This is a genomic window from Sphingosinicella sp. YJ22 (genome assembly GCF_011320075.1).
Classification (GTDB): domain Bacteria; phylum Pseudomonadota; class Alphaproteobacteria; order Sphingomonadales; family Sphingomonadaceae; genus Allosphingosinicella.
The window spans coordinates 1-20,819 of record NZ_JAANPA010000046.1; the positions used below are offsets into that span (position 1 = coordinate 1).

Here is a 20,819-nt window from a genome sequence, read left to right on the forward strand (position 1 = left end):
AATGTCAGCGTGCGCACCGCCGACGGCCGCGCGATCGCCGAGTTCCAGGGCTTCTCCCGCTCGATCGGCGGCGAGTTCGTCGAGCTCTAAGCTCTCTCCCTCTCCCCAGCGGGGAGAGGGTCGGGGTGAGGGGGCTCGATGTCCGCGATTATTCTCTAAGTCGGATCCCCCTCACCCAACCCTCTCCCCGCTGGGGAGAGGGCTTAAGGATCAGCCCTTCAAAAACCGCGCGATCCACTGCGCCACCCGGGCATTGTCGTTGGGGCGGTCGAGCGACGCGATGGCCGCGTCGGCATCGTCCAGCCGCCCGCGCCGGGTCTCGATAAGCGCCTTGGCATAATCCGGCTCGAACTCCGGGTGGAACTGGAAGGAGATCGCCTCGTCGCCCCATGCGAGTCCGGCATAGGGCGTGAACGCGCTCGCCATCGTCACCACCGACCCCGGCGGCTGGGCGATGACTTGGTCCTGGTGCGACGCCGGAATGGCAACGCTCGTCTCGCCGTCCATCCAGGGCTGGCGCTCGGCCACCGAATAATCGTGAAGCCCGACGCCCCAGCCCCTGTCCGACTTGGTCACGCTGCCGCCGAACGCCTGCGCCATCGCCTGATGGCCGAAGCAGATGCCGACCAGCTTCGCCTTGCCGCGCGCCTCGCGAAGGAAGCCGAACAGCGCGCCGATCCATGGCAGCGGATCGTACACCCCCGCCGGCGACCCGCTGACGATATAGCCGTCATGGTCCTCCGGCCGCTCCGGCAACTCCCCCGCCGCGACGTCATAGCTCGGCCGGGCCTCGAGCTCGAGCATCCGTCCGTACATGTCCGGATAGGTGCCGAACCGTCCGACCAATGCCTCCGGCGGCCGCCCGGTCTCGAGAACCGCGAGCCTCACTCGCCGCGCGCCGCCTTGCGGTCGCGGCTGGCCAGCGTGCGCAGCCGAAGCGCGTTCAGCCGGATGAAGCCCGCCGCGTCGCGCTGATCGTAGCTCGACGAGCCTTCCTCGAACGTGACCAGATCCTGGTCGTAGAGCGCGAACGGGCTCTCGCGGCCGACCACCGTCGCATTGCCCTTGTAGAGCTTCACGCGCACCGTACCGGTGACATGCTCCTGGCTCTTGTCGATCAGCGCCTGAAGCATCTCGCGCTCGGGCGAGAACCAGAAGCCGTTATAGATGAGCTTGGCGTAGCGCGGCATGATCTCGTCCTTGAGATGCATGGCGCCGCCGTCGAGCGTGATGCTCTCGATCCCGCGGTGCGCCGCGAGCAGGATGGTCCCGCCGGGAGTCTCGTAGACGCCGCGCGACTTCATCCCGACGAAGCGGTTCTCGACCAGGTCGAGGCGGCCGATCCCGTTGTCGTGGCCGAGCTTGTTGAGCGCGGTCAGCAGCGTCGCCGGCGACATCCGCTGGCCGTCGATCGCGACGGGATCGCCGCGCTCGAAGTCGATCGAGATGATCGTCGGCTTGTCCGGCGCGTCCTCGGGCGAGATGGTGCGCTGGTGGACATATTCCGGCGCCTCCGCGCCCGGATCCTCGAGCACTTTGCCCTCGCTCGACGAGTGGAGCAAATTAGCGTCGATCGAGAAGGGGCTCTCGCCGCGCTTGTCCTTGGCGATCGGGATCTGGTGTTTCTCTGCGAAATCAATGAGTTGCTCGCGGCTGGCGAAGTCCCATTCGCGCCATGGCGCGATCACCTTGATGTCCGGCTCGAGCGCATAATAGCCGAGCTCGAAGCGCACCTGGTCATTCCCCTTGCCCGTCGCCCCGTGGCTGACCGCGTCCGCCCCGACCTGGCGAGCGATCTCGATCTGACGCTTGGCGATCAGCGGCCGGGCGATCGAGGTGCCGAGCAGGTACTGGCCCTCATAGACCGTGTTCGCCCGGAACATCGGGAACACGTAATCGCGAACGAACTCCTCGCGCAGGTCGTCGATAAAGATATTCTCCGGCTTGATGCCGAGCAGCTCGGCCTTGCGCCGCGCCGGCTCCACTTCCTCGCCCTGGCCGAGATCGGCAGTGAAGGTCACCACTTCCGCGCGATATTCGGTCTGAAGCCACTTCAGGATGATCGAGGTGTCGAGCCCGCCGGAATAAGCCAGCACGACCTTCTTCGGTGCGTCAGTCATGTTCGTCCTTCGTTATACGATCGTGTCGGTCCGTCCGCGGCCCATCAAAGCCTCGAAACGGCGGATCACCTCGGCGATCGGATTGCCGTCCCGGATGGCGAGGAAGATGGTGTCGTCGCCCGCCACCGTTCCGGCGATCTCGAACATTTGCGCCTGGTCGATGGTCGACGCGACGAGATGGGCGGTCCCCGGCGGCGTGCGCAGAACGACCAGTGGCCCGGCCGGCTCGACCTCGAGGACCCAGTCGCGGATGATCCGCTCGAGATTGACGCCCGCCCAGTCGCGCGCGCCGATCTGGTCGGGCAGCACGTAGCGCAAGGTCCCCTCGCGCTTCACCTTGACCGCGCCCAATTGCTCCAGGTCGCGCGACACCGTTGCCTGGGTCAGCGAATAGCCGAGCATTCGAAGCCGTTCGGTCAGCTCCTCCTGGCTCGACATCGGCTCCGCGCGGATCAGGTCCGCCAGCGCCCGAAGCCTCCGCTCGCGCGTATCGGTCACAGCATAATCCTCCCTGTCGCGAAGCGATGGGGAGGGGGACCGCCGAAGGCGGTGGAGGGGCTTGGCGCGAGGCTCGAACAGCCCCTCCACCACTCGCTTCGCGAGCGGTCCCCCTCCCCATGCGGCTGCGCCGCACAGGGAGGATGGGGAAGCACCGAATCCATCACCCCACCATCCACGCCAGCGCGCCGCGCGCGGTGTGCATGCGGTTCTCCGCCTGCCGCCACACGCCCGAGCGCGGGCCGTCGATCACCGCCGCCTCGACTTCCTCGCCACGCCGCGCCGGCAGGCAGTGAAGGAACCAGGCGTCGTCGCTTAGCGCCATCAGCGCCTCGTCGACCTGGTAGGGCGCCAGCGCCGCGTTGCGCCGAGCGGTCTCCTCGGCCTGGCCCATCGACACCCACACGTCGGTATAGACGACCTGCGCTCCGACCACCGCCTCGGCCGGGCTCACCACCTGGCGGACGCCCGTGGGCGGGTCGGCGAGCTGGAATTCCTCGGGGCTCGCGATGACCAGCTCGGCGCCAGCCAGCGCGCAGCCCTCGGCGAGCGACTTGGCGACATTGTTGTTGCCGTCGCCGACATAGGCGACGCGCGCGCCCTCGACCCGCCCGACCAGCTGCTTGATGGTCAGCAGGTCGGCGAGGCCCTGGAGCGGGTGGTCGGTGTCCGACAGCATGTTCAGGACGGGCGTGTCGGCCGCGGCGGCCATGCGCGTCAGATGATCGTGATCCATCACCCGCGCCGCGATCACCGAGTGATAGCAGGCGAGGGTGCGCGCCACGTCCTCGGCCGTCTCGCGCGTGTCGATCCCGACCTCGTCCTTCTGGATGTAGATCGGATGGCCGCCAAGCTGCCTGACCGCCATCTCCATCGAGTTGCGGGTCCGCGCCGAAGGCTTCTCGAACACCAGTGCGACGCCCTTGCCGGCCAGCGGCGCGCCGAGGTCGGCGCTCTCCGACAACGCCAGGATCTCCGCGACGCCCTCGGCGCCGATCTCGTGCAGCGTCAGCAGGTCCCTCATTCCGTCCCCCTCGTGATCATCGTGCCGATGCCCGCGTCGGTCAGAAGCTCGATCAGGATCGCGTGCGGCACCCGGCCGTCGATGATGTGCGCGCTGCCGACGCCGCCGTCCACCGCGTCGGCGCAGGCGCGCAGCTTGGGGATCATTCCGGCGCTGACGCTGCCGCCGCCGAGTCGCTCGCGAAGCTCGTCCGAGCTCAGCCGCTGGACGAGGCTGCTCTCGTCATTGACGTCCTCGAGCAGCCCCGGGGCCGAGGTCAGGTAGACGATCTTCTCCGCGCCCATCGCCACCGCGATCGCGCGCGCCGCCTCGTCGGCGTTGATATTGTAGGGCTGGCCGGTTTCGTCCGATCCGATCGTCGACACGACCGGCGCAAGGCCGTCGTCGAGCAGCTTGGCGAGCCGGTCGGCGCGGACATGGGTCACGTCGCCGACGAAGCCGAGGGCCGCCTCGCGCGGGGTCGCGACCAGAAGCCCGCCATCCTCGCCCGCGACTCCGACCGCGACCGGATCGTCGCCGGCTTCCTGGTTGATCCGAGCGACGAGGTCGCGGTTGACCTTCCCCACCAGCACCATCCGGACGATCTCGAGCGTCTCCGCGTCGGTGACGCGAAGGCCGTCGCGGAACTCCGGCTTCTTGCCGACCCGCTTCATCATCTGGTCGACCTGAGGCCCGCCGCCATGGACCAGCACGCAGCGCACGCCGACCGAGCGGAGCAGAAGCACGTCCTGCGCGATCGCCCGCTCGACCGCATCGTCCATCGCATTGCCGCCCAGCTTCACGACGACGCTCTTGCCGGCGAAGCGGCGAATATAGGGCAGGGCCTCGACCAGGACCTGCGCGGTGGTTGCGGGGCTGGTCATGACGTGACGCTATTCTCTTTGATGTAGCCGGGGCCGAGGTCGATGCCGATCACCTGGGCCTCGCCGTCGCCGAGCCCGAGCATGACCTCGATCTCGGCGCATTCCTGGCCCATGTGAGCCGCGACCGCCTTTTCGTCATGTGGCAGGGGAGCGCCCTCGGCGGCGACCTTGATGCCGCCATAGGCCACTGCGCTCTTCTCGGTCTCGAACATGATCCCCGCCGAGCCCGCTGCCGCGAGAAGCCGGCCCCAATAGGGATCGGCGCCGTACCAGCTGCACTTGACCAGGTTGTTCTCGGCGATCGACTTGGCCGCGGCCCGCGCCTCGGCGTCGCTCGCCGCGCCGGTGACGCGCAGGCGGACCATCTTGGTCATGCCCTCGGCGTCGCGCGCCATCTGCAGGGTCAGATCCTCGCACAGCCGATGGACCGCGTCGGCCAACTCGGCGACGTCGGCCGGCCCGCGCCGCCCGCTCGCCATCAAGAAGGCGCTGTCGTTGGTCGAGGTGGCGCCGTCGACGTTCAGAGTGTTGAACGTGCGGTCCGACGCCTCCGCCAGAATGCGCTGCAACGCATCGCGGTCGACCTCTGCGTCGGTGGTGAGGAAGGCGAGCATCGTCGCCATGTTCGGCGCGATCATGCCGCAGCCCTTGACCATGCCGCCCAATGTGAAGGTCGAGCCATGGATCACCGCTTGCTTGGGCAGCTTGTCGGTGGTGAGGATACCGTAGGCCGCGTCCTCGCCGCCCTCCTTGGACAGCTTCTCGGCGAGCTTCGGAATCGCCGCCAGGATCTTCTCCATCGGCAGCGGCGTGCCGATGATCCCGGTCGAGCAGACCAGCATATGCTCCTCGGCCACGCCCACCGCCTTGGCCGCAGCCGACGCCATGGCCTCGGCGTCGGCAAGGCCGGGCCTGCCGGTGCCGGCATTGGCGTTGCCGCTGTTGACGACGATGCCCGCCGCTCGCCCGCCATTCTCGGCGAGCTTCTGCCGGTCGAGCACCACCGGCGGCGCCGCGAACTTGTTCTGGGTGAAGACCGCCGCGCAGGCGACCGGCGCGCGATCGTCGGTGACGAGCAGCGCCATGTCGCGCCGCCGCGACTTGATCCCGGCATGAAGGCCGGAGGCAAGGAAGCCCTCCGCCGCGGTAACGCTCATGGCCAAACTCCACATTTCGGCAGCCCGGACTCCTCATCGAAGCCGAGCATCAAATTGGCGCACTGGATCATCTGCCCGGCTGCGCCTTTGACGAGATTGTCGAGCGCTGCGAGCGCGACGACGCGGCCCGTGCGCGGATCGCGGCGGGCGGAGAGGTGGATGGCGTTCGACCCCAGCGTCCACTTGGTCGAGGGCAGCGCCCCCGACACATGGACGAACGGCTCGTCGGCATAAGCCGCGCGCAGGATCTCCAACGGATCGGCGTCGGATGTCGCGGTCGCATAGCAGGTCGCGAGGATGCCGCGGTTCATCGGGGCGAGGTGCGGGGTGAACAGCACTTGGCCGCCCAGCGCCATCTCCATCTCCGCGGTGTGGCGGTGATTGAGCAGGCCATAGGCCGAAAAATTCTCGTCGACCGTGTTGAAGTGGGTGCTGTCCTTGAGGCTCTTGCCCGCGCCGCTGACGCCCGAGGCCGCATCGACGATGATGCTGTCGGCTTCGATCACTTCCGCCTGGACCAGCGGCAACAGCGCGAGGATCGCCGAAGTCGGGTAGCAGCCCGCCGCCGCGACGAGCCTGGATCCCCGGATGCGCTCGCGGTTCAGCTCCGGAATGCCATAGACGAAATCGCCGAGCAGGTCCGGCGCCTGGTGCGGCTCATGGTACCAGCGCTCGTAATCTTGCGCGCTGTCGAGCCGGAAGTCCGCGCCCAGATCGACGAACGCCACGCCGGCCTCCGCCAGCTTGCGCGCCACCTTCTGCGAATGACCGTGCGGAAGCGCCGCAAACACCAGGTCCACGTCAGGGACCGCGTCGGCCTCGAACTTCTCGATCTTCGCCTTGGCGTAGGCCGGCGCGAGATGCGGATGCACCTCGCCGAGGCTCAGCCCCGCCTGGCTGTCCCCGAACAGGCGCGTGGCTTCGAGCAGCGGATGCTGCGCGCACAGCCGCAGCAGCTCCGCTCCCACGAAACCCGACGCTCCCAAAATGGCGACTTCAACCGACATGCGCGGCCATATGCATACCTCTGCATAATTATGCAAGCTCTATGCATGACGCGCTACTCGGCCGCTTGCCCTGTTATGGAAGGCGGCTCCCGTCCCACTCGCGCGCCATGCCTGCCAGCACCTCTAGCGGCATATCGCCGGAGAGCAGCACCAGGTCATGGAAGTTCTTGAGGTCGAACCTTGTTCCAAGCCGCCGCCGAGTCTCGTCGCGAATCCTGAGCACCTCGTTATGCCCGAGCTTGTAGGCGGTCGCCTGGCCCGGCCACACGACATAGCGGTCGACCTCGCTGGTCGCCGAGATCGGGTCGAGCCCGACCGTGTCCTGGAAGTAGCGGATGGTCGCGTCGCGCTCCCAGCCGCGGCTGTGCATGCCGGTGTCCATGACGATCCGCGCCGCGCGGTAGAGGAAGCTCTGAAGCATCCCGAGCCGGCCGAGCGGATCGTCGTGATAGACGCCAAGTTCGTCCGCAAGAGTCTCCGCGTACAGCCCCCAGCCTTCGCCGAACGCCGGGATGCCGAGCGAGCGGTGAAGCAGCGGGATGTTCTGCGCCGAATTGACGATCGCGCCCTGCCACAGATGCCCCGGCACGCTCTCGTGATGATTGAGCGTCGGCAGCGACCATTTGGGCCAGATGCTCGTGTTGACCAGGTTGATGTAGAACACGCCCGGCCGCGTGCCGTCGAGCGAGCCGCCCTGGGCATAGCCGCGCGGCGCGCCTTCCTCGATGTTCGGCGGCACGCGGCGGATCTCCATGCCGCTGGTCGGGATGGTCTGCGCATTGAACATCTCCGGCATCCGCCCGCGCACCATGTCCATGTGGGTGTTGAGGTCGGCGATGATCTGCGCCCGCCCGGCGTCGGTATTGGGGTATAGGAAGCGCTGCTGCTGCCCGAGCTCACGCAGCCGCGCCCCGACCGTGCCCTGGGTCAGCCCCTCGCGGCGCAGCAGCTCTTCCGCCTGCGCGCTGACCTCGCGCACCTGCTCGAGACCGATCCGGTGCGCCTCCTCCGGAGTCAGGTTGGTGCTGGTGTGGAAGCGAAGCGCCGTCTGGTAGAAGCGGTCGCCGTCCGGAAGCCGGTTGGCCGCCGGGCTCGTCCCGGCGCGGCCGCGAATGTCGGTCAGGAACGCGATCTGCCGGTCGAGCGCCTGCGCCAGCGCCCCGTCGACGATGCGAACGGCCCGCGTCTCCCAGTCGCCGGCGACGTTCGCCTCGCGCGCGCGCCGAGTCAGCGACCGCACCAGCCCCGCCTGAGCCCCGCGCTCGTCGCGCAGCGCCCGCGTCTGATTGAGCGCCTTGTCGATGATGTAGGTCGGCGGGATGACGCCGCGCGCCACGTCCGCCCGAGCGCCATCGACCTCCAGGTTCACGTTGCGCGCGAACTGGTCGAGGCGGTCGAGATAGGCCTGGGCGTCCGCGTCGCTCTCGATCTTGTGCTGGCTGTCGAGGAAATCCGGCACCGACTGGTATGAGCCGGACAGCTGCGAGATGATGTAGGGAATGGGGTAATTGTATCCACCGATCGCGCCATAGTCGAAGGTCGCCGCCTCGTTCGCCCGCTCGGCGAACCACAAGGCGGTGTCGAGCCAGCCGCGGTCGCGCCCGCTGAGCGCGCTCCGGTCGATCGCCCGCAGCTGCGGCTGTGCGGCGGCGAGCGGGGCGTAGAGGTTGAGCTTGCCGGCGGGCGAGGAGTCGCTGAGCTGGCTCTTCAGCGCCGCCCGGGCGCCGGTGTCGAGGCCGAGCCCGGTGGCGAGTTCCGGCGACGCCACAAGCATCCGCTCGAAGATTGCGTCGTAGAGCGAGCGCGCCTGCGCGGCGGCGCTGGAGGCGGCCGAGCCGGTCCGCGCCGTCGGCGCGCAGCCTGCTGCGAGGAAGGCCCCTGCTGCGGCTGAACCGAGCAGGAAGCTTCGGCGGCTGATCTGATGGGTCATTCCCCTGTTCCTCTCTTGTCTCAGGCGACCCGGCCGCCGTCCCAATCCCGTGCCATCGCGGCGAGCACCTCGAGCGGCACGTCGCCCGCCAGCAGCACCATGTCGTGATAGGCCCTGATGTCGAACCGCTGTCCGAGCCGCCGCCGCGTCTCGTCGCGGATGCGCAGCATCTCGTTATGGCCGATCTTGTACGCGGTCGCCTGGCCGGGCCGCGCGATGTAGCGGTCGATCTCGCGCTCGGTCGCGCCGCGGTTCCGGCCGACCGTGTCCATGAAGTAGGTGATCGCGCGCTCGCGGTTCCAGCCCATGGCGTGGATCCCGGTGTCGACCACCAGCCGCGCGGCGCGGAACAGGAAGCTCTGGATCATGCCGATCCGGGACAGCGGATCGTCGCGATAGAAACCGAGCTCGTCCGCCAGCGACTCCGCATAGAGGCCCCAGCCCTCGGCGAAGGCGGAGATTCCGGTCGCGCGGAACAGCATCGGGATATCGGCGGCCGCGTTGACGATCGCGCCCTGCCAGAGATGCCCCGGAACCGCTTCGTGCGCGGTCAGGGTCGGCAGACCGAAGCGGGGGCGGGCGCTGACGTCCTGGAGGTTGATGTAGAAGATGCCCGGCCGGCTTCCGGCAAGGTCGGTCGCCTGCGCATAGGCCCCGGCGGACCCCACCTCGATCGCGACAGGCACGCGCCGGACTTCCATCGGGCTGGTCGGGATGGAGAGGAATATCTCCGGCATTCGCACCCGTAGCCGCTCGATCCAGCCGGTAATGTAGGTGAGGAGCTCCTGGCGGCCGGAATCGTCGTTGGCGAAGAGCTGGCCCGGCAACCGCTCGAGCGCCGCGATCCGCCGGCCGATCGGTCCCTCGGCGATGCCCTGCCGGCGCAGCAGCGGATCGGCCTCGGCGGTGAGGCGCGCCACTTCCTCGAGGCCAAGGCGGTGCACCGCCTCGGCATCCAGGCCGGTGCTGGTATAGTAACGCAGCGTGTTGGCGTAGAATTGGGCGCCCTGCGGGCGGCTGCCGATGCCGGCGGTGTCGCCGGCCCGACCGCGCAGATCCTGAAGCAGTTCCGCCTGCCGGCCCAGCGCCGCCGCGATCGGGCCGTCGACGAGGCGCATCGCGCGCGATTCCCAGTCGCCGGGGAGGTTCTTCTCGCGGGCGCGGCGCACGAGCGACTGGACGATGCCCGCTTCGCCGCCGCGCTCAGCCAGAGCAGCGTGGGTCTGGGTGATCGCCTTGTCGATGATGAAGTCGGGCGGCATCACGCCCGCGGCGGCGTCGGCGCGCGTCATCGCGACCTCGGCGTCGATGTTGCGGTGATAATCGTCGAGGCGCGCGAGATAGGCCTCGGCATCGGCCGCCGTCTCGATACTGTGCTCGGTGTCGAGGAAGTTCGGCACCGACACGTAGGAGCCGTAGAGCTGGGTCAGCACGTAGGGCGTCTGGCCGGCGCCATAGGTCATGGCGCGACTCTCGACCGCCCGCTCGCCGAACCAGATCGCGGTGTCGCGGAAGGCGCGCTCGCGCAGCGACAGGCCGCCGGCGTCGATCGCTCGAAGCTGCGGCAGCGCGTCGATCAGCGGCCCCCACCAGCCGATGCGGCCGGTGACCGCGCGATCGGCCAGCTGGCTCTTGAGCGCCGCCCGCGGGCCCGTGTCGAGGCCGAGATTGGTCGCCGTCTGGGGCGACAGGAGCAGCATCCGCTCGAACACGCTGTCGTAGATCGCCCGCGCCTGCGCTGCGGCGCCGGCATGGGTTGATGCGGTGCGCGCCATCGGCGCGCAGCCGGCAACCGCAAGGGCGCCGGTCGCCGCGGTGCCGAACAGGAACTGGCGGCGATCGAGTGCGAACATGACTGACTCCTACTGGTCGTGCCGGTGAACTCGGCCGCGGGACATGACGAAATTGACGTTGCGCAGCACGCCGACGTCGCTGAGCGGGTCGCCGCGCACCGCGACGATGTCGGCGACTCGGCCGGGCTCCAGCGTTCCGACCTCGTCGGCCAGCCCGAGCAGGTCGGCGGCGTTGACGGTTGCGGCGACGATCGCCTGCTCCGGCGTCATGCCGTGCTGGACCATCAGCGGGAACTCGTCGGCATTGCGCCCGTGCATCGACACGCCGGCGTCGGTTCCGAACGCGATCCGCACGCCGGCGCGGTGGGCGCGCTGGAGCGAAAGCCCGGTGATCTGAATTCGCCAGTCGATCTTCCGCCGGACCTCGGGCGAATAGGCGTTGGGATTGGTGCGGATGCGCTCGAGATAGCCGTTCACCGTCGACAGGGTCGGCACATAATAGGCCCGGCCCTGGCGGAACAGGCGGATGCTCTCGTCGTCCATCAGCGTTCCGTGCTCGATCGAATCCGCGCCGAGCCGAAGCGCGAGATTGACGCCGTCGGCGCCGTGCGCGTGGACCGCGACCCGGCGGCCGTAGAGATGCGCCGTCTCGATCAGCGCCCGGGCCTCGTCCTCGAACATCTGCGCGCCGAGGCCGAGGCCGATGCGGCTGTTGACCCCGCCGGTGGTGGCGATCTTGATGACGTCGACACCGCGCGCGATCTGGCGGCGCACCGCACGGCGGCAGTCCTCCGCGCCATCGCAATTGGTGCCGCCGGCGCGCAGCTCGTCGTGCAGCTCCTCGCGGATGCCGAGCGTCGGGTCGGAATGGCCGGTCGTCGCTGAGATGCCGCCGCCGGCATCGACGATTCGCGGGCCGATCGCCCAGCCGCGGGTGATGGCGTCGCGCAGTCCAAGAGTCACGCCGTCGCTCGAACCCAGGTTGCGCACCGTGGTGAAGCCCGCGTCGAGCGTCTTGCGCGCGTTCCACGCCGCCTCCTGCGAGCGAAGCGCGACGCTGTCGGTGAAGTCGGCCATGAAGCCTTCATTGCCGGCGCGGTCGCTGTCGAGATGGACGTGGCTGTCGATCAGGCCCGGCAGAACGAAGCGGTCGCGAAGGTCGATCACCCGCGCGCCGGCGGGCGCATCGATGAAGCCGTCCTGCACCGATTCGATGCGCCCGTCGCGGACGACGATGGTGGCGTTGCGCCGCGGCGGCCGGCCGGGCCGATCGAGCAGGGTGCCGGCATGGATGACGCTGACGCCCGGCGCGCCCGGCGGCGCCGGCATGCGCGCCGGCGGCGGCTGTGGGATGTCGATTGGCTGTGAAGCGGCGGGAAATGCGAAGGCGGTCAGGAGGAGCGGCAACAGGATCAATCGGCGCATCAGCAGAACGCTCCTTGTGCAGGGACGCCCCGTCTTAGCCGATCGCTCCGGGAGGGAAAGCCCGGCCGCTCAGAACTCCGCCGGATGCAGGGTCACCGGCTCGGGCAGGTCGAGGTCGCTCCAGCCGTCCCGGTCGATCACGTCGTTGCTCTCCCTGGCTTCGCGCCCTTCGGCGAGCGACCAGGTGATGTGATAGGTGCCGCCGCCCGGCCGGTCGGTGCTGCCGTCGATCGCCACGACCAGAGCCTCGACGCCCTCGCCGTCGTCGGCGCGCCCGACGATCTCGCCGACGGCCGCCTCGGGCAGCGGCGCGTCGGTTCCGGATTCGAGAGTGACATGGTCCGCGAGAGTGGTCTCGTAGCGCGGCGGGAATTGCTGGAGCAGTTCGACCCGCTGCTTCTGGTCGACGAGCCAGCCGATGATTCGTTCGTCCTCAGCCATGGCGGCTCAACCCGTGTCACCGGGAAGCCGTTCCAGTGCTGTGGCGTCCCGTTGGACGAGGAGCGAGGCAATGAAATTCCCGAGCTCGCGCTGCTCCTTCGACGACAGGCGAAGGCCGAGCTTCGTGCGGCGCCAGACGACGTCCTCGGCAGTCCGCGCGAATTCCTTGTCGACGAGGTAGCGCACCTCCGCCTCGTACAGGTCCGCGCCGAAATGGCGGCCGAGATCGTCGAGGCTCGCGGCGTCTTCCACCACCCGGCGCAGCCGGGTGCCATAGGCCTGGGCCATGCGCAGAAGCATCGGCTGCGGCATCCACTGCGCGAGCTCGCCCAGCCAGCCGTTGAAGTGGATGTCGATGTCACCGCCAGGCAGGTGGCTGGTCGCGGTGAATTTGAGGCCGCCGACGCCGAGCGTGTCGAGCGCCTCGCTCGCCAGCGCCCGTGCCGTGGTGATCTTGCCGCCGAACACGGACAGTAATTTCGGTCCCTCGTCGTCGAGCTCGAGGCGGTAGTCGCGGGTCACGTCCTTCGCGTCGGCGGCGCCATCGTCGTAGAGTGCCCGGATTCCGCCGAATGACCACACCACCTCCGCGGGATCCGTCTGGCGCACGAAGTAGCGATTGGCCGCCTCGCACAGATAGGCGATCTCGCTTGGCTCCGGCGCCTCGTCCTCCGGCTTTGCCACCGGCGTGTCGGTGGTACCGACCAGGTTGTGCTCGCCATAGGGCAGGGCGAACACCACCCGCCCGTCCGGCTGCTGGAGGATATAGGCGTGGTCGCCGTCGTAGAGCCGCGGCACGACGATGTGAGTGCCCTTGACCAGCCGCACGCCGGCCTCGGTCTGCTCGCCCAGCCGCTCGTGAAGCACCTGGCACACCCACGGCCCCGCCGCGTTGACGACCATCCGCGCCGCGACCTCGCGTCCGCCCGACAGCTGGGCGAGCCAGCGCTCGCCCTCGCGCCGGGCCGACAGGAGCTCGGTGCGCGTCCCGACCTCGGCGCCGCGCAGCTTCGCGTCCATCGCGTTCAGGACCACCAGCCGCGCGTCGTCGAGCCAGCCGTCCCAATATTCGGCGAGCATGTGGCCGTCCTTGAGCGGCGCGCGCGCCGCCGAGTCGTCCTTTCGCACCGCCCGCGGCCGCGGCAGCGAGCTTCGCCCGGCCAGCAGGCCATAGAGCAGCAGCCCGAGCCGGATCAGCCACCACGGCCGGCCGCCGGCGGGATCGGGCAGGATGAAGCGCAGCGGCCGGACGATGTGCGGCGCGTTGCGCAGCAAGATCTCGCGCTCTCGCAGCGACTCGCGCACCAGCCGGAACTCATATTGCTCGAGATAGCGCAGCCCGCCATGCGCCAGCTTCGACGACGCCGAGCTTGTGTGGCTGGCGAGGTCGTCCCGCTCGACCAGCAGCACCGACAGCCCGCGCCCGGCCGCGTCGCGCGCGATCGCCGCCCCGTTGATGCCGCCGCCGATGACGAGCAGGTCGAAACTGTCCATGCGCTCCCCTAGACCGGCTGCCCTGAGCTTGTCGAAGGGCCCCTCTTCCTTCTAGCGGAAGTACAGAAGGAGCGGCCTTCGACAAGCTCAGGCAAGCCGGAGTGTAGGATGTCCGAACGTTTTATCCTCGTGATCGACGAAGGCACGACCAGCACACGGGCGATGTTGTTCGCGCCGGACGGCGAATGCCGCGGCATCGTCCAGAAGGAATTCACCCAGCATTATCCCCGCCCCGGCTGGGTCGAGCATGATGCGCGCGAAATCTGGGACTTTACGCTCCATTGCGCGCGGACCTGCGTCGCCAAGGTCGGCGGGCCCGCCGCGATCGCCAGCATCGGAATCACCAACCAGCGCGAGACGATCGTGTTCTGGAGCAAGCGGACGGGAGAGCCGCTCGCCCCCGCCATCGTCTGGCAGGACCGCCGAACCGCAGCTTTGTGCGCGGGCATGAAGGAGAAGGGCTACGAGCCGCCGCTTCAGGAGCGCACCGGCCTTCTCCTAGATCCCTATTTCAGCGGCTCGAAGATCGCCTGGGCGATGGCGAGCTGGCCGCAACTGAAGGAAGCCGGTGACGACCTCGCCATCGGCACGATCGAATCCTGGCTGGTGTGGAAGCTGACCGGCGGCCTCCACGTCACCGACGCGACCAATGCCGCCCGCACCGCGCTCATGGATATCCAGAAGGGCATGTGGGACGCGGGCTTCCTCGACCTGTTCAAGGTGCCGCCGGCCACTCTTCCCGAGATCGTCGACTGCGCCGGCCGCTACGGCTCGACGTCGCCGGAACTGTTCGGTGCGCCGATCCCGATCACCGGCATGGCCGGCGACCAGCAGGCCGCCTCGATCGGCCAGGCCTGCCTGGCGCCGGGCGACACCAAGGCGACCTACGGCACAGGCGCCTTCATCCTCACCAACACCGGCGCACACCCGCAGCCGTCGCACCACCGCCTGCTGACCACCGTCGCGTGGCGGCTGGACGGCGCCATGGCTTATGCGCTGGAAGGCTCGGTGTTCGTCGCCGGAAGCCTGATCAAATGGCTGCGCGATTCCCTCGGCCTTCTCGTCACCGCGGCGCAAAGCGAGGAGCTGGCGCGCTCCATCCCCGACAGCGGCGGTGCGGTGATCGTGCCCGCGCTCACTGGCCTCGGAGCGCCGCACTGGCGGCCCGATGCCCGCGCCAGCATTTCCGGGCTCAGCTTCGCGACGGGCCGCGCCCAGATCGTCCGAGCCGCCCTGGAGGCGATGGCCCATCAGAGCCACGACCTCATGACCGCCTTCGCGGCGGATGGCGCGGAGTGGACGCGCCTTCGGATCGACGGCGGCATGAGCGCCAATGACTGGCTCGCCCAGGACCTCGCCGACATGCTCGAAGTCACCGTCGAGCGGCCGGCCTTCGTGGAGACGACCGCGGTCGGGGCGGCGATGCTCGCGGGCGTCGGCTGCGGCCTGTTCGCGAGCCTCGAGGAAGCGGCGGCGATGCGCGGCGAGGTCCAGCGCTTCGAGCCGGCGATGGACGAGGACACGCGCTCGGCGCGGCTCGATGCCTGGCGGATGGCGCTGAAAGCCGTCCTCGCGAATTGACTATTCGGCGAGCGCGCCCGCTGTTGCGGCGGTGATCAGGCTGGCGAGCAGCAGCAGCTCGCGCCGGCTCAACGGCAGTTTGCGGGCATCGTCGCCGCTGCCGTCGGTGACCGGCCGCTCCCAGCGCGGGCGAAGCATCGACGCGACGAACGCGTTGCGCACGAACAGGCAGTCGACGATGCGCGGCCCCTTCACGGCGCCGATCTCGCTCTTGTAGCCGCCGTCGCCGGCGCCCCAGTCGATGCGCGTGATTCCGCGCTCCAGCGCCCATTCGATGTTGCGGTAAGTGGCGATCTTGCCGGGCTTCAGCTTGGCGAGGGCGGCTTCGTAGCTGCCCGCGATGCTGTACTGGAGCGTTCCGACATTGAGATCGAAGCAGAAGGCGGCGGGCTTGCCGCCGACGCGCAGGATCAGCGCCGACATCATCTCCGCCAGCACCGGGTCGGACGCGGCCTTCTCCCAGAAGGCGCGCGACGCGGCGTTGAGGAACTTTGCGCCGCTGCCGTCGGTGCGGCTGGCGATCCAGCTCGCCGCCTCGATCTCGGCGAGGGCGTCGAACACCGCCGGCGACCAGTCGCCGCCGCTGATCCGCTCGTAGCTGACCTCGCCAAGCTGGCGCTCGTAATTGCGGATTCGCTTCAGCGTCGATGGGCGCGGCCACGGCCCCTGCGCGCGCAGCTCGGCGACCTCGAGCACGAACGTGTTGCCGAGGCTTCGCGTGAGAATCGTCCAGCCGGCCTTGGGCGCCGCCTCGATCAGCCGCGCGCCGGCCGGATCGTCCTCGTAGAACGGCCCCATCCGCCACAGCGGGCCGAGCGCGGCCCGGGTGCGCGGGTCCGCGAGCAGCGCTTCCAGCTCGGCATCGCCGAGCCGTTGGGAGATCGGCACGGTGCGGAACGGCCAATAGGCGCCGACCACCGCCCGGGCGCCGATCGCCGCTGGCCCCGCGCGGGCCGTCGGAAAGGCCGCGAGTAGCGCGCCGTCGGCGCCGTTGGCGAGCAGGGTCGAGTCCGCGCCGGCCGCCCGGAACCAGGCGGCGCGAAGGAATCCGTGGTCGAGATCGATCGAGCCGGCGAGGCGGTCGAGGGCGTCGGGCACGCCGGCCGCCACCGACACCGCGAACGGCTGGCCCGTCTGGTCTGCCGTGGCTGCGCTGGCCGGCAAGTTCATCGACCCCCTCCCATCCGTTCGCAGTAGGGGAGGAAGCCTAGGAAATGGTGAACCGGCCTCTGATCAGATCTTGGCGCCGAGCGGCGGGGGCGGGGCCACGCTGCCGGCGGGCGGGGTCCAGCTGTCGTCGATCATCTTGATGATCCCGGAAAAGTCCTTGCCGGCACCGCCAAGCTTCTCGGCGAAGCGGGTGTAGAGCTCCTCGGCATAGGCGCCCATCGGCGTGTAGGCGTCCGCGCCCTGCGCCGCCTCCATCGCCAGGCGAAGGTCCTTGAGCATCAGCGCCGCCGCGAAGCCGCCTTCATAGTCGCGGTCCGCCGGGGTCTCCGGCCCGACGCCCGGGACCGGGCAATAGCTGGTCATCGACCAGTTCTGGCCCGACGCCTTGGACGAGATTTCGAAGAAGGTCTGCGGGTCGAGGCCGAGCTTCTGCGCCAGAACGAAGGTCTCGCAGGTCGCGATCATCGACGCGCCCAGAAGCATGTTGTTGCAGATCTTCGCCGCTTGCCCAGCGCCCGTGCCGCCGGCGTGGATCACAGCCTTGCCCATCAGGTCGAGGAAGGGCTGGGCCGCGGCGAAGGCCTCGGGCGAGCCTCCGACCATGAAGGTGAGGGTGCCGCCCTCGGCCGCGGCGATCCCGCCCGACACCGGCGCGTCGACCATTCGGTAGCCCTTGGCCTCGGCCTTGGCGATCTCCTCGCGCGCCGTCGCGACGTCGATGGTCGAACAATCCATCAGGATCGCCGACGTCGGCGCCACGCCGATGATGCTGGTCTCATAGACGTCGCGGACATGTTTGCCGGCCGGCAGCATTGTGACCACGGCCTCGGCCTCGGCGACCGCCTCGGCGGCCGACGCGGCGCGAAGGCACCCGCGCTCTTCCGCCTTGGCCAGAGCGGCCTCGCTGAGGTCGAACGCCCGAACGTCATGCCCCGCCTTGGCGAGGTTCGCGGCCATCCCGCCGCCCATATTGCCGAGCCCGATGAATGCGACGCGTGCCATTTCGAAATCCCCTCCCGCTTGCGGGAGGGGCCGGGGGTGGGCCTACTCTCCGCTCGCGGGGTGTTGGTTAACCCCACCCCTAACCCCTCCCGCAAGCGGGAGGGGAATCTACTCCCCCTTCCACTCCGCCTGCCGCTTGGCGACGAAGGCGGACATGCCTTCCTTCTGGTCCTCGGTCCCGAACAGGCCGTGGAACAGCCGGCGCTCGAACAATATGCCCTGGGCGAGGAAATTCTCGTCCGCGGCGTTGACCATTTCCTTGTTGGCGATCGCCGCGAGCGGCGCCATCGACGCAATAGTCTCGGCGGTCTTCATCGCCTCGTCGAGCAGCTGGGCCGCCGGTACCACGCGCGCCACCAGGCCCGAACGCTCCGCCTCGGCGGCGTCCATCATCCGGCCGGTGAGGCACATTTCCATCGCCTTGGCCTTGCCGATCGCGCGGGTGAGCCGCTGCGATCCGCCCATGCCCGGCGCGACGCCCAGCTTGATCTCCGGTTGGCCGAACTTGGCGGTATCCGCCGCGATGATGAAATCCGCCATCATCGCCACCTCGCAGCCGCCGCCCAGCGCGAACCCCGCCACCGCCGCGATCCACGGCTTACGCGTCGCGGTGACCTGCTCCCAGCCGGCGAAGAAGTTGGAGCCGTACATGGCCGCGAAGCCCTGGCTCTCCATCTCCTTGATGTCCGCGCCGGCCGCGAAGGCCTTTTCGCCACTGCCGGTGAGCACCAGACAGCGCTGCGAACTGTCGGCATCATAAGCGCGAAACGCCCGGATGAGTTCGCCCAGCACCTGGCTGTTCAGCGCGTTGAGCTGCTGCGGCCGATTGAGGGTGACCAAGGTCACCGCCCCCCGCTGCTCGACCAGGATGGTTTCGTACTCGGCCATCATCCTCTCCTTATTCCGCCAGCGGCGTCCACTTCTGGCCGTCCGGCAGCGGCGCGAACATCGCGTCCATCAGCTCGTCCGTCACCTCTTCCGGAGTCGCCGGGGTCCAGTTCGGCGCATTGTCCTTGTCGATCAGCAGCGCGCGCACGCCCTCGCGGAAATCCGGATGGTTGGTCATGTGGACGGCGAGCGCATATTCGGTCGTCATCTCGGCGGCGAAGCTCGGCATGCCATAGGCCTGGGCGAGCAGGCGAAGCGAGACCTTGCACGACAGCGGGCTCTTCGTCTTGAGCGCCGCGAGCTCCTTCAGCGCCCAGTCCGAGCCGTCGGCCTCGAGGCCCTCGAGGATGTCCTCGAGCCGGTCCGGAGCGAACAGCTTGTTGATGCGCCCGACATTGTCCGCGATCTTCGCGTCCGGCGGCGTGATGCTCGCCTGGCCGAGAATGCCCTCGGCGCGCTCCGGATGCTCGATCATCCGCGCCTTCACCTCTTCGAGGCTCGCCGAGGGGATATAGTGCGTGGCGATGCCGAGATATTTGCACTCGGCGCCGTCGAGGCGGGCACCGGTCAGCGCCAGGAACTTGCCGATACAGCCCGGCAGCTGGGAGAGGTAGCGGCCGCCGCCGACGTCGGGGAAGAACCCGATCGTCGTCTCGGGCATGGCGAAGCGGGTATTCTCGGTCGCTACGCGGTAGCGGCACGGCTGGGCGATGCCGACTCCGCCGCCCATGGTGACTCCGTCCATGAACGCCACGGTCGGCTTGTAATAGGTGAACAGCAGGTGGTTCATGCGATATTCGTGGAGGAAGAACTCCTCCGCGACACTGTCATGCGCGGCCACCGAATTGGCGATCGCGACCACGTCGCCGCCGGCGCAGAAGCCGCGGCCCTCGGCATGGTCGATCAGGACGAGGCGGATATTGGGGTCGTCGCGCCACTGGAGGAGGGCCCGGGTCGTCGCCAGCACCATCTCGAGGTCCAGAGCGTGCAGCGCCTTCGGCCGGTTCAGTCGCAGCCGTCCCGCGGCGCCTTCGGCGAACGCGCGAACGGTATCAATCATGGAAGTCATCAGGGAGCCTTTGCGTAACTTCCCGGCGCGGGTTCGATCCCGTCTGTTATGGCGCGGGCGGGAACCCGCTTGCCGGAGCCGTGCGCGTTAAGCCATTCCGTCCACCAGGGCCACCACGAACCGTCGTTGCGGGTTGCCGCCTCCAGCCATTCCTTGCCGGTCGTGGCATCGGCGTCACTGGTCCAGAAGCCGTGCTTGTTGGCGGCGGGCGGGTTGATCACTCCGGCATTGTGGCCGGAGCCGCCGAGGACGAAGTCGGCGTTGAGCAGCTTGGCGCCGTCATAGACCGCTTCCCAGGCCGACACGTGGTCGTCCTTGAGAGCGATCGACAGGATAGGGGTCTCGATCGCGCCAAGGTCGATCGACGTTCCCTTCACCTCGAACGCGCCGGGCTCGCGAAGGCTGTTCCCGTGGAGAAGCTCGCGATTGTAGGAGGTGAGGAAGGCGGCGGGGATCCGCGCCCCGTCCTCGAACCAGTAGAGCAGGTCCGACGGCGGCGCCTGCTTGTCGAGGAGATAGTGGTTCACCACGCTCGACCAGATAAGGTCGTTGGCCCGCATCGCCGAGAACAGCCGCTGAAGCTCGACGCTGTCGATATAGCCCTGCTGGGCGAGATGCTCGTCGAGCGCATCGAGATGCGACTCGTGGACGAAGGCCGACCAGTCGCGCATGTCGGCGAAATCGATCATCGATCCGATCAAAGTTGCCGAATTGACCTCGTTCCCGCGGCCCTGCGCTGCCAGCCAGGCGAGGGTGATCGCCACGAGCGTCCCGCCGAGGCAGAAGGCGAACAGGTCCGGCTTGGCGCCGGTGCGTTCGCGCACCTGGCCGATCGCCTCTGCGATGCCGGTGACGACATAATCCTCGACCGCGCAATCGCGCTGCTCCTCGGACGGGTTGACCCAGGAAATGACGAAGACGGTGCGGCCCTGCTCGACCAGCCATCTGACCAGGCTCTGCCGCGGCACCAGGTCGATCATGTAGAAGCGGTTGACCAGCGGCGGCACGTAGAGGAGCGGCTCGGCCGCCACCTTGTCGGTGGTCGGCGTGTACTGGATGAGCTGGAACAGCTCGTTCTGGAAGACCACCTCGCCCGGGGTCGCCGCGATCGTCTCTCCCTTCACGAACGCATTGGGATCGGTCCGCCGCCGGACGATGCCGTTGCCCTCGTTGAGGTCTTCCAGAAGGTTGGCGAAGCCGCGGGCGAGGTTGGCGCCCTTGGTCTCAAGGGTCCGCTCCACGACGTCCGGGTTGGTCATCACGAAATTGGTCGGAGCGACCGCGTTCAGCCAGCTTTCCAGAAGGAAGCCGACCATCGCCTTGTTCGGCCCGTCATGCTCGTCGAGCAGATTCGAAT

General features: G+C 68.7%; 18 protein-coding genes. 1 reads left to right on the top strand and 17 read right to left on the bottom strand.

Features of this window, described 5'->3' with window-relative positions; genetic code table 11:
* Positions 1 to 210: 210 nt before the first annotated feature.
* From G7B71_RS13765 to glpD, 12 genes are all read right to left on the bottom strand, one after another.
* Positions 211 to 888: a type 1 glutamine amidotransferase gene (locus tag G7B71_RS13765; RefSeq protein WP_166041858.1), complete on the bottom strand. Its 678-nt coding sequence runs from the start codon at positions 886 to 888 to the stop codon at positions 211 to 213.
* Positions 885 to 2,120 carry an argininosuccinate synthase gene (locus tag G7B71_RS13770; RefSeq protein WP_166041860.1) on the bottom strand — a complete coding sequence of 412 codons (1,236 nt, stop codon included), beginning with the start codon at positions 2,118 to 2,120 and terminating at the stop codon, positions 885 to 887. Before G7B71_RS13770 ends, G7B71_RS13765 begins: the two co-directional genes overlap by 4 nt.
* A gap of 12 nt (positions 2,121 to 2,132) precedes the next feature.
* Positions 2,133 to 2,618: an arginine repressor gene (locus G7B71_RS13775; protein WP_166041863.1), complete on the bottom strand. Its 486-nt coding sequence runs from the start codon at positions 2,616 to 2,618 to the stop codon at positions 2,133 to 2,135.
* 163 nt (positions 2,619 to 2,781) lie between these two features.
* Positions 2,782 to 3,642: an ornithine carbamoyltransferase gene (locus tag G7B71_RS13780; RefSeq protein WP_166041866.1), complete on the bottom strand. Its 861-nt coding sequence runs from the start codon at positions 3,640 to 3,642 to the stop codon at positions 2,782 to 2,784.
* Entirely contained in the window at positions 3,639 to 4,505 is an 867-nt protein-coding gene (argB, locus tag G7B71_RS13785) for an acetylglutamate kinase (RefSeq protein ID WP_166041869.1), read from the bottom strand. Before argB ends, G7B71_RS13780 begins: the two co-directional genes overlap by 4 nt.
* Positions 4,502 to 5,662, bottom strand: a complete 1,161-nt coding sequence (gene argJ, locus G7B71_RS13790; RefSeq protein WP_166041872.1) for a bifunctional glutamate N-acetyltransferase/amino-acid acetyltransferase ArgJ — start codon at positions 5,660 to 5,662, stop codon at positions 4,502 to 4,504. Before argJ ends, argB begins: the two co-directional genes overlap by 4 nt.
* Positions 5,659 to 6,669 carry an N-acetyl-gamma-glutamyl-phosphate reductase gene (gene argC / locus G7B71_RS13795; RefSeq protein WP_166041875.1) on the bottom strand — a complete coding sequence of 337 codons (1,011 nt, stop codon included), beginning with the start codon at positions 6,667 to 6,669 and terminating at the stop codon, positions 5,659 to 5,661. Before argC ends, argJ begins: the two co-directional genes overlap by 4 nt.
* Positions 6,670 to 6,742: 73 nt before the next feature.
* On the bottom strand, positions 6,743 to 8,599 hold the full coding sequence (locus tag G7B71_RS13800; RefSeq protein WP_166041878.1) for a DUF885 family protein: 1,857 nt from the start codon (positions 8,597 to 8,599) through the stop codon (positions 6,743 to 6,745).
* Between the two features lie 20 nt (positions 8,600 to 8,619).
* On the bottom strand, positions 8,620 to 10,452 hold the full coding sequence (locus G7B71_RS13805) for a DUF885 family protein (protein WP_166041880.1): 1,833 nt from the start codon (positions 10,450 to 10,452) through the stop codon (positions 8,620 to 8,622).
* Positions 10,453 to 10,461: 9 nt separating this feature from the next.
* Positions 10,462 to 11,817 carry an amidohydrolase family protein gene (locus G7B71_RS13810; protein WP_166041882.1) on the bottom strand — a complete coding sequence of 452 codons (1,356 nt, stop codon included), beginning with the start codon at positions 11,815 to 11,817 and terminating at the stop codon, positions 10,462 to 10,464.
* A 69-nt stretch (positions 11,818 to 11,886) separates the two neighbouring features.
* Positions 11,887 to 12,258, bottom strand: a complete 372-nt coding sequence (locus G7B71_RS13815; RefSeq protein ID WP_166041884.1) for a hypothetical protein — start codon at positions 12,256 to 12,258, stop codon at positions 11,887 to 11,889.
* Positions 12,259 to 12,264: 6 nt separating this feature from the next.
* Positions 12,265 to 13,752, bottom strand: a complete 1,488-nt coding sequence (glpD, locus tag G7B71_RS13820; RefSeq protein WP_166041886.1) for a glycerol-3-phosphate dehydrogenase — start codon at positions 13,750 to 13,752, stop codon at positions 12,265 to 12,267.
* 108 nt (positions 13,753 to 13,860) lie between these two features.
* Here glpD and glpK point away from each other — a divergent pair, with 108 nt between their 5' ends.
* A complete protein-coding gene (glpK, locus tag G7B71_RS13825) occupies positions 13,861 to 15,333 on the top strand; it encodes a glycerol kinase GlpK (protein ID WP_166041888.1) in 1,473 nt (490 codons plus the stop codon).
* Here the strand turns inward: glpK and G7B71_RS13830 are convergent, their stop codons facing one another.
* The 5 genes from G7B71_RS13830 to G7B71_RS13850 form a co-directional block, all read right to left on the bottom strand.
* Positions 15,334 to 16,503: a GNAT family N-acetyltransferase gene (locus G7B71_RS13830; RefSeq protein ID WP_166041890.1), complete on the bottom strand. Its 1,170-nt coding sequence runs from the start codon at positions 16,501 to 16,503 to the stop codon at positions 15,334 to 15,336.
* A 63-nt stretch (positions 16,504 to 16,566) separates the two neighbouring features.
* The gene (mmsB, locus tag G7B71_RS13835; RefSeq protein WP_166041892.1) at positions 16,567 to 17,505 is read right to left on the bottom strand and encodes a 3-hydroxyisobutyrate dehydrogenase; all 939 of its coding nucleotides are present in this window, start codon (positions 17,503 to 17,505) and stop codon (positions 16,567 to 16,569) included.
* A gap of 108 nt (positions 17,506 to 17,613) precedes the next feature.
* Positions 17,614 to 18,393: an enoyl-CoA hydratase-related protein gene (locus G7B71_RS13840; RefSeq protein ID WP_166041894.1), complete on the bottom strand. Its 780-nt coding sequence runs from the start codon at positions 18,391 to 18,393 to the stop codon at positions 17,614 to 17,616.
* Between the two features lie 10 nt (positions 18,394 to 18,403).
* Positions 18,404 to 19,453: an enoyl-CoA hydratase/isomerase family protein gene (locus tag G7B71_RS13845; RefSeq protein WP_166041898.1), complete on the bottom strand. Its 1,050-nt coding sequence runs from the start codon at positions 19,451 to 19,453 to the stop codon at positions 18,404 to 18,406.
* A gap of 8 nt (positions 19,454 to 19,461) precedes the next feature.
* On the bottom strand, positions 19,462 to 20,819 hold a 1,358-nt coding region (locus tag G7B71_RS13850; protein WP_166041896.1), incomplete at its 5' end, for an alpha/beta fold hydrolase.

What these genes read in the sequence shown, in the direction of transcription:
- G7B71_RS13770 (WP_166041860.1), bottom strand. Translation starts at nt 2,120, where the DNA reads ATGACTGACGCACCGAAGAAGGTCGTGCTGGCTTATTCCGGCGGGCTC.
- glpD (WP_166041886.1), bottom strand. Translation starts at nt 13,752, where the DNA reads ATGGACAGTTTCGACCTGCTCGTCATCGGCGGCGGCATCAACGGGGCG.
- G7B71_RS13805 (WP_166041880.1), bottom strand. Translation starts at nt 10,452, where the DNA reads ATGTTCGCACTCGATCGCCGCCAGTTCCTGTTCGGCACCGCGGCGACC.
- G7B71_RS13800 (WP_166041878.1), bottom strand. Translation starts at nt 8,599, where the DNA reads ATGACCCATCAGATCAGCCGCCGAAGCTTCCTGCTCGGTTCAGCCGCA.
- G7B71_RS13810 (WP_166041882.1), bottom strand. Translation starts at nt 11,817, where the DNA reads ATGCGCCGATTGATCCTGTTGCCGCTCCTCCTGACCGCCTTCGCATTT.
- G7B71_RS13780 (WP_166041866.1), bottom strand. Translation starts at nt 3,642, where the DNA reads ATGAGGGACCTGCTGACGCTGCACGAGATCGGCGCCGAGGGCGTCGCG.
- G7B71_RS13845 (WP_166041898.1), bottom strand. Translation starts at nt 19,453, where the DNA reads ATGATTGATACCGTTCGCGCGTTCGCCGAAGGCGCCGCGGGACGGCTG.
- G7B71_RS13815 (WP_166041884.1), bottom strand. Translation starts at nt 12,258, where the DNA reads ATGGCTGAGGACGAACGAATCATCGGCTGGCTCGTCGACCAGAAGCAG.
- glpK (WP_166041888.1), top strand. Translation starts at nt 13,861, where the DNA reads ATGTCCGAACGTTTTATCCTCGTGATCGACGAAGGCACGACCAGCACA.
- G7B71_RS13830 (WP_166041890.1), bottom strand. Translation starts at nt 16,503, where the DNA reads ATGAACTTGCCGGCCAGCGCAGCCACGGCAGACCAGACGGGCCAGCCG.
- argJ (WP_166041872.1), bottom strand. Translation starts at nt 5,662, where the DNA reads ATGAGCGTTACCGCGGCGGAGGGCTTCCTTGCCTCCGGCCTTCATGCC.
- G7B71_RS13840 (WP_166041894.1), bottom strand. Translation starts at nt 18,393, where the DNA reads ATGGCCGAGTACGAAACCATCCTGGTCGAGCAGCGGGGGGCGGTGACC.
- argC (WP_166041875.1), bottom strand. Translation starts at nt 6,669, where the DNA reads ATGTCGGTTGAAGTCGCCATTTTGGGAGCGTCGGGTTTCGTGGGAGCG.
- mmsB (WP_166041892.1), bottom strand. Translation starts at nt 17,505, where the DNA reads ATGGCACGCGTCGCATTCATCGGGCTCGGCAATATGGGCGGCGGGATG.
- argB (WP_166041869.1), bottom strand. Translation starts at nt 4,505, where the DNA reads ATGACCAGCCCCGCAACCACCGCGCAGGTCCTGGTCGAGGCCCTGCCC.